The organism is Synechococcus sp. R70.1, assembly GCF_047461675.1.
Classification (GTDB): Bacteria; Cyanobacteriota; Cyanobacteriia; order Thermostichales; family Thermostichaceae; genus Thermostichus.
In genome coordinates this window covers 56800-62606 of the sequence record NZ_JANSHR010000026.1, presented here as the reverse complement: position 1 = coordinate 62606, position 5807 = coordinate 56800, and the positions used below count along the sequence as shown (strand labels likewise).

General features: G+C 58.9%; 6 protein-coding genes. 1 reads left to right on the top strand and 5 read right to left on the bottom strand.

Annotation, left to right across the window (positions count from 1 at the left end; all coding sequences use genetic code 11):
* Positions 1-78: 78 nt before the first annotated feature.
* The 4 genes from NW807_RS03175 to NW807_RS03160 form a co-directional block, all read right to left on the bottom strand.
* Positions 79-882, bottom strand: a complete 804-nt coding sequence (locus NW807_RS03175; RefSeq protein ID WP_414425274.1) for a DUF2993 domain-containing protein — start codon at positions 880-882, stop codon at positions 79-81.
* Positions 883-903: 21 nt separating this feature from the next.
* Entirely contained in the window at positions 904-1347 is a 444-nt protein-coding gene (locus NW807_RS03170; RefSeq protein WP_414394172.1) for a hypothetical protein, read from the bottom strand.
* Between the two features lie 212 nt (positions 1348-1559).
* Positions 1560-2327 (bottom strand): hypothetical protein, encoded by a 768-nt coding sequence (locus NW807_RS03165; RefSeq protein ID WP_414404846.1) that lies wholly within the window; start codon positions 2325-2327, stop codon positions 1560-1562.
* A gap of 60 nt (positions 2328-2387) precedes the next feature.
* Positions 2388-3599, bottom strand: coding sequence for an aminotransferase class I/II-fold pyridoxal phosphate-dependent enzyme (locus NW807_RS03160; RefSeq protein WP_414425408.1), 1212 nt, complete (start codon positions 3597-3599; stop codon positions 2388-2390).
* 607 nt (positions 3600-4206) lie between these two features.
* Here NW807_RS03160 and hpf point away from each other — a divergent pair.
* The gene (gene hpf / locus NW807_RS03155) at positions 4207-4788 is read left to right on the top strand and encodes a ribosome hibernation-promoting factor, HPF/YfiA family (RefSeq protein ID WP_414394169.1); all 582 of its coding nucleotides are present in this window, start codon (positions 4207-4209) and stop codon (positions 4786-4788) included.
* Positions 4789-4864: 76 nt separating this feature from the next.
* On the opposite strand, the gene NW807_RS03150 is transcribed toward hpf, so the two are convergent.
* The coding region (locus NW807_RS03150; RefSeq protein ID WP_414425273.1) for a D-alanyl-D-alanine carboxypeptidase at positions 4865-5807 on the bottom strand (943 nt) is incomplete at its 5' end.

The window sequence follows — 5807 nt, the reverse complement described above, 5'->3', positions numbered from 1 at the left end:
CCTGGCAGGAACCGAGGCCATCAGCCCATCTCGGCGGGTAGACACGCCCCAAGCCTGGGGGATAAGCAGGGATCCCCGCTAGGATCCCGTCAGCGCCTCCAAGCCCTCAACCCGCACAAACCCAATGACCTGGATTTGGTCAGCGGCTATCTCCAGCTTCAGTACCCGCACCTGGATCCCCAGCTCTTCCAGCTCTTGCAGGTCAAACACCTTGTTGAGTCCTCCCAAGAACGCCTGGGTGATCTCGTCAGGAACCCGCACCGAGCCGATGGCCAACTCTGGCTCCTGGAGCTGCAACCTACGTCCCTCTTCCACCTGGATCCCGGCGTTGAACACCACCTCAACTGCCTGCTCCCTGCTGCCGTCTTTCTCCACCAAGAGAGCGGCAAGTTGGAGGCGGTCAGGCTCCAAAAACTTGGCGCGCGGCTGGCGCAGTTCAAAATAGCGGGGTTCGCTCCCGCCCCCCCCCAAGGGCAGATCTGCCTGGATCCGCTGAAACTGCCTGAGCACCTCAGGCGAGTTGAGAGCAGCATTGAGATCCTCCTGACGCACCACGACCTGAAATGCTGCTTGCAGGGGCTGTCTCAGCCGCAAAGGAGCTCCTTGGAAAAAAGCAGGGTCGATAGCGACTGGGTCGGTTTCCAGCTCCAGAAGCTCCAGGCGCGGAAAGGGTGCCCGGTACAGCCCCCGCCCGGCAACTAGAAGGCGCTCCGCCTGGCCATTGAGTAGGCGGTAGTTAGGCTGGCTCTGGATGCGTACCTCCAAAACCTCTGCTTTATCCAGCTGGGTTAGGAGCATTTGGCGCGCTGCCTGCTCTGCCCAATAGCCTGCCCCTGCCCCCAAGGCGGCCAGCAAGGCCACTAAGGTTGCCAGGATCTCCATCCTTGCCGCCGCAGTCTGGCCTCACACAGGCTCGCCCGCGGATCCTTTGTGAGGGCTGGCTTCAATGGGTCGGTTGCCAAGAAAAGTTTTGGCAATCTTCAGACCACCTGCCATCACCGGGCGGTTGAGGGCGGGGTCATGGACGAATTTGAGGCCAGAGGCAACTATTGGGCGCCCTTCGCCCCAGGTATCGACCACTTTTAGCGTGGCAGCCGCAACTGGACGTCCATCCGCAAAGTAATCCACCACCTTTAGGGTGGAGGCCCCTACTGGTCGCTGGTCGATCTCAATCTCGCTGAACTTCACAGGGCTGGGAAACACTGGCGGGCCGATCCTCTCTCCCCCCTCCTGAGCAGCCGGTAGATCAGCACTGGCAGGCCGAGGAGCCAAATTGAGGCCGTTGCCTTGCTCCGGAGAAGTTTCTTGCTGCGGCAGCGGGCTGGGAAGACCCGTGGAAATGGCCATAGGAACCTCCTCCGTTACAGACGATTAACTTTGGAACAGGCTTTTGCCATCCTCAGCCCGGATCAAGAAAGCTGGGATCGGCGTCTCCGGATTGCTAAAGCTAAATCCTGAAGATATTCTAAACTAAGTCTAGCCTGGGATCTGCCTTTCCCTTCAGCTGCGAAACACTAGCAAGAAGAGAGGGAGCAGGAGAAGCTTAGCAGGCTGGGAGGCTAGTGCAAGGAGTACTGCAATACATAGGCCCCCTCCTGTCTTGGCTTGTAGGTGTTGGCTCGGAGGGTGTACGTGCCGCTGCGAGGCAAAAAGGCAATTAACAGGGCATCGGTGCCGCCACCCTGGTCGTCATCCCAAGCCATCACCTTCCCCTCCGGATCTAACAGTTGCAAGAAGGCATCGAAGTCAGAGCTGGTCAAGGAGGCGACCAGGATTTGGCCAGGGCGAGCAGTGATAGGGTATTCCTCCATCCAACTGCCATCTTCCGGGTGCTGAAGGGATCCTTCCTGGAGACGGCCCGATAGGGTTTGCTGCCAATTGACCTGCGTGAGGGTATAGGTCAGCCGGTAGGAGCCGCTGGCAGCCGGCTCAACGCTAGTGGCCCGCAGGGTGTAGGTGCCTTCCTGCGGCAGCCGCACTGCCAAGAGGGCGTTGACATCTAGGCCCGAGTCATCGTTAAAGCCAATTACCCGTCCCTGCTCGTCCACCAGCTCCAGATAGGGGTCAAACTCTTCACTCTCCAAGGCGGCAATCAGGATTTGCCCAGCCTTGGCTACTACAGGGATCCCATCCCAGTAGCTGCCATAGGCGCGACTAACCTTGTCCTCCGCTGTGAGGACTCCCCTTAGGGTCTGGCTGTCTCTTCCTAGGACAGATGCCAGTGGGGCTCTCCCTAGGTCTAATAGCTGGCAGCCCCCTGCCAGGGCCACCCAACTAAAGGCTAGCCAGGCTCCCCAACGGCGGAACCGTGGAGCAATAGGAGGCAACTTCCCCATCGAGGCTCTGGATTTCAATTCTACCCCCCAGAAGGGGGACAGGAACGGCCATCACAGCTCCTCCCAAGCTTGCAAGACAGCCTCTAGGGCCAGCCGCCCGTGGCTGAGATGGGTTCCTCCTTGTAAATAGACAATGTAGGGCTCCCGCAGCGGTCCATCGGCGGAGAGCTCCGCGCTGCTGCCGGCCACAAACGTGCCCGCCGCCATCACCACTGGATCGGCGTAGCCGGGCATCACCTCTGGAATTGGGGTGAGATAGGAATCTACCGGGGAGCTGCTTTGGATGGCGCGGCAAAAGGCCTGCAGCTTCTGTGGGGATCCCAGTTGAATGGCCTGAATGATGTCAGTGCGGGGTGCTTGGGGCAGCGGAGAGACGGGATAGCCTAAGTCATGGAACACCTGGGCGGCCAGGTGAGCAATCTTGACGGCCTCGGCCACCATTTGCGGAGCTAAGAACAGCCCTTGGAACAGCAGGCGGTTGAGATCGAAAGTTGCTCCTCCTTCCGAGCCGATCCCTGGTGCCGTCAGCCGGCAGGCAGCTTTCTCCACCAGTTCGGCTCGCCCTGCCACATAGCCCCCTGCCGGGGCCAGGGTGCCACCTGGGTTTTTGATTAGAGATCCAGCAATCAAATCTGCGCCTACGTGGGTGGGCTCTTGGGTTTCCACAAACTCGCCGTAGCAATTATCCACCAAGACCACCACCTCCGGGTTTTGCGCCTTGACCACCTGGATCATCTCGGCAATCTGGGCAATGGAGAAGCTGGGTCGCCAGGCATAGCCACAGGAGCGCTGGATGTAAACCAAGCGTGTTTGCGGCTTGAGGGCGGTTTTCAAGGCCTGCCAATCGACATCTCCTTCTCGCAGATCCAACTGGCGATAGGTAACACCGAACTCCCGCAAGGATCCCCGGCCGGACCCCCTTATCCCAATGACCTCCTCCAGAGTGTCGTAGGGGGGGCCAGTGATGGCCAACAGCTCATCCCCTGGGCGCAGCACCCCAAACAAAGCACAGGCAATGGCGTGGGTGCCGGAGACCATCTGCAGCCGCACCAGCGCCGCCTCGCAGCCCATGATCTGGGCAAACACTCGGTCCAAAACCTCCCGCCCCTGGTCGTCGTGGCCGTAGCCCGATACGCCGGCAAAGTGATGGGAGCCCACCTGCTGGTCGCGGAAGGCTTGCAATACCCGGGCCAGGTTTTGCCTGAGAACTTGTTCTATTGCCCGAAACCGCTCCCCCAGAGCCGCTTCCGCTCTGTCCAACAGCTCAACTACCTTCGACGGGATCCCTGCCACCTCCCCCCCTTTTTCCACCCCAACTTGCTTCGAGAGCAATCTCCAGAAGCCGAAGGCCACTTTTTGGGCCTACTGACGCCAATATTGGTGTGGAATCCTGATCTTGATAGAAAGCTTAACTTCAGTCAACATCTCTTCACTTCTTTTGGTTATTAGCTTAGCTAGTTTAGACAAGGCAGCCAACGTCGCTTCTTGTATAATAGGATAAAGTAGCACGGCAGTTCCAAGCAAAAATAAGGGAGTCGCTTAGCTGGCTAGGAAAGCCAGAAGGAAGTTGTGGACCGCAGTTCGGCAGGAGAGGGAAAATTCCGGTCGTTTAGTCTCCCGAATTCAGCAGGGAAGTCGGATCAATCAAAAATTAAGGCAATCTAAATTTATCCTTAATCTCCAGTTCAAAGCCAAGAGTGAGGTGTTAACCTAGACTTAACTCCAAAGGTTAGTGCCCTTGCAAAAGCCGCACTTTAGTCAACTTTCATTGCCCCCTTTGGCCAGTTGGCGGGCGGGGAGGGTGTGGAAGCTTCTTGCAAAGGTTAGGCACTCACTTGAGGCGTAGACTGACACACTCGGGAGAGTTTCCATGGCGAAGCTTGTGATCCAAGGAAAAAACATCGAAATTACCGATGCCATCCGCAGCTACGTTCAGGAAAAAATCGAGCGAGCTGTTGGCCATTTTGCTCAGATCACCAGCGAAGTGGATGTCAATCTGTCGGTAGCCCGCAACCCCCGCATCAGTGCCAACCAATCTGCCGAAGTTACCGTTTACGCCAACGGCACTGTCATTCGAGCGGAAGAAAGTACTGAAAACCTTTACGCCAGCATCGACCGAGTGGCCGACAAAATAGCCCGCAAGCTGCGCAAGTACAAAGAGCGCAATGGCGTTCACCGCATCCGCCATTCTCCCAAAACTTCAGTGGCGGTGGCCCAGCAGCCGCCCACAAATCCTGTGAATATGAATCGGCAAGCGGAGCTGCCCCCTGAGGTAGTGCGCACCAAGTATTTCGCCATGCCGCCCATGACGGTTGAGGAGGCGATGCACCAGTTGGAGCTGGTGGATCACGACTTCTACGTGTTCCGCAACATCGAAAACGGCGAGATCAACGTCCTCTATGTCCGCAAGCACGGTGGCTATGGCTTGATCCGCCCCCACCCTAGCAGCTAGCTGCAAGATGCTTGGCAGCCCTGCTGTAGGTTCCCCATTTTGCCCTAGCGATTGCGTCTAGCCTTCGTCTAAGCCCTCAGACGCCAAGAGACTTCCCAACAGGCAACAGCTGGTGCAGGAACTGATCCTGGTGTTGGCGCAAGCTGCCCAGGTCAGGCCCATGGTTGAGCAAGACGAAGTAGGTGCCATTCGGCAACTGTCCCAACATCATCAGGCAATTGGGGGCCGATCCCACCTGGGCGACCGTGCCCGGAAGCAGGGTGCGCAGCTGCAGGGGGCTGTGGCCAAGGCCGGCTACAGGTAGGATCCGCGCTGGATTCTCGTATGGGGCTGCCAGCAGATGCTGCCACAGATGGGTCAGGGCACGGGGGGAGAGATGCAGTTCCTGCCCCTCTAGACGAATCTCTGCTTCGCTGGGGAGGAGGGCAGGATCCAACTGGGCAGCCGGCTCAGTTACCAAGCGCCGCCGCAGGTACTCCACCAGGGCTCTGGGGCCTCCCAGTTCCGCCAGCAGGGCTGCTGCCATGGCCCGGTCGATGTTGCTGTTGAGAATCTGCAGCAGGGATCCCAAGGGCGGTGAGGTATAGCTAACCAGGCAATGGAGCTCAGCAGGCAGTTCCTCTAGCGTTGATCCAGAGCCGCCGAGGGCTACAGGGTAGGGCTGTTGGGGATCCCGAAGGAGTTCGGTAAGCCGGCGGGCGCTAGCTAGAGCGTCGGGCTGGCCCAGCAAGCGGAAGGGGGGCACCACCTTTACCTCGCCGTCAATCTGGCGAATGCCAAGGCCGTGCAGGTGGCGCGCCAGCTCGACGACATTGGCCTCCCGGAAATAGGGATCCCCGCCCCCCACCACAACCAAGTCTCCCTTCAGGCGCTGGCCGGAGCGATAGCCGGTGGTGTAGAAGTGGGTCTGGAAGCGATGCTCGTAGCCCCAGGTCTCTAGCGCCATCAGGCTGAGGGCCAACTGATCCAAGGCTCCTACCGGCAAGGGTTGATCCAAGAGGTGCTCGGCCAGCAGCTTG

Bases quoted from the DNA above. Each gene is read 5' to 3' on its own strand.
- NW807_RS03175 (WP_414425274.1), bottom strand. From the start codon at position 882: ATGGAGATCCTGGCAACCTTAGTGGCCTTGCTGGCCGCCTTGGGGGCA.
- NW807_RS03170 (WP_414394172.1), bottom strand. From the start codon at position 1,347: ATGGCCATTTCCACGGGTCTTCCCAGCCCGCTGCCGCAGCAAGAAACT.
- hpf (WP_414394169.1), top strand. From the start codon at position 4,207: ATGGCGAAGCTTGTGATCCAAGGAAAAAACATCGAAATTACCGATGCC.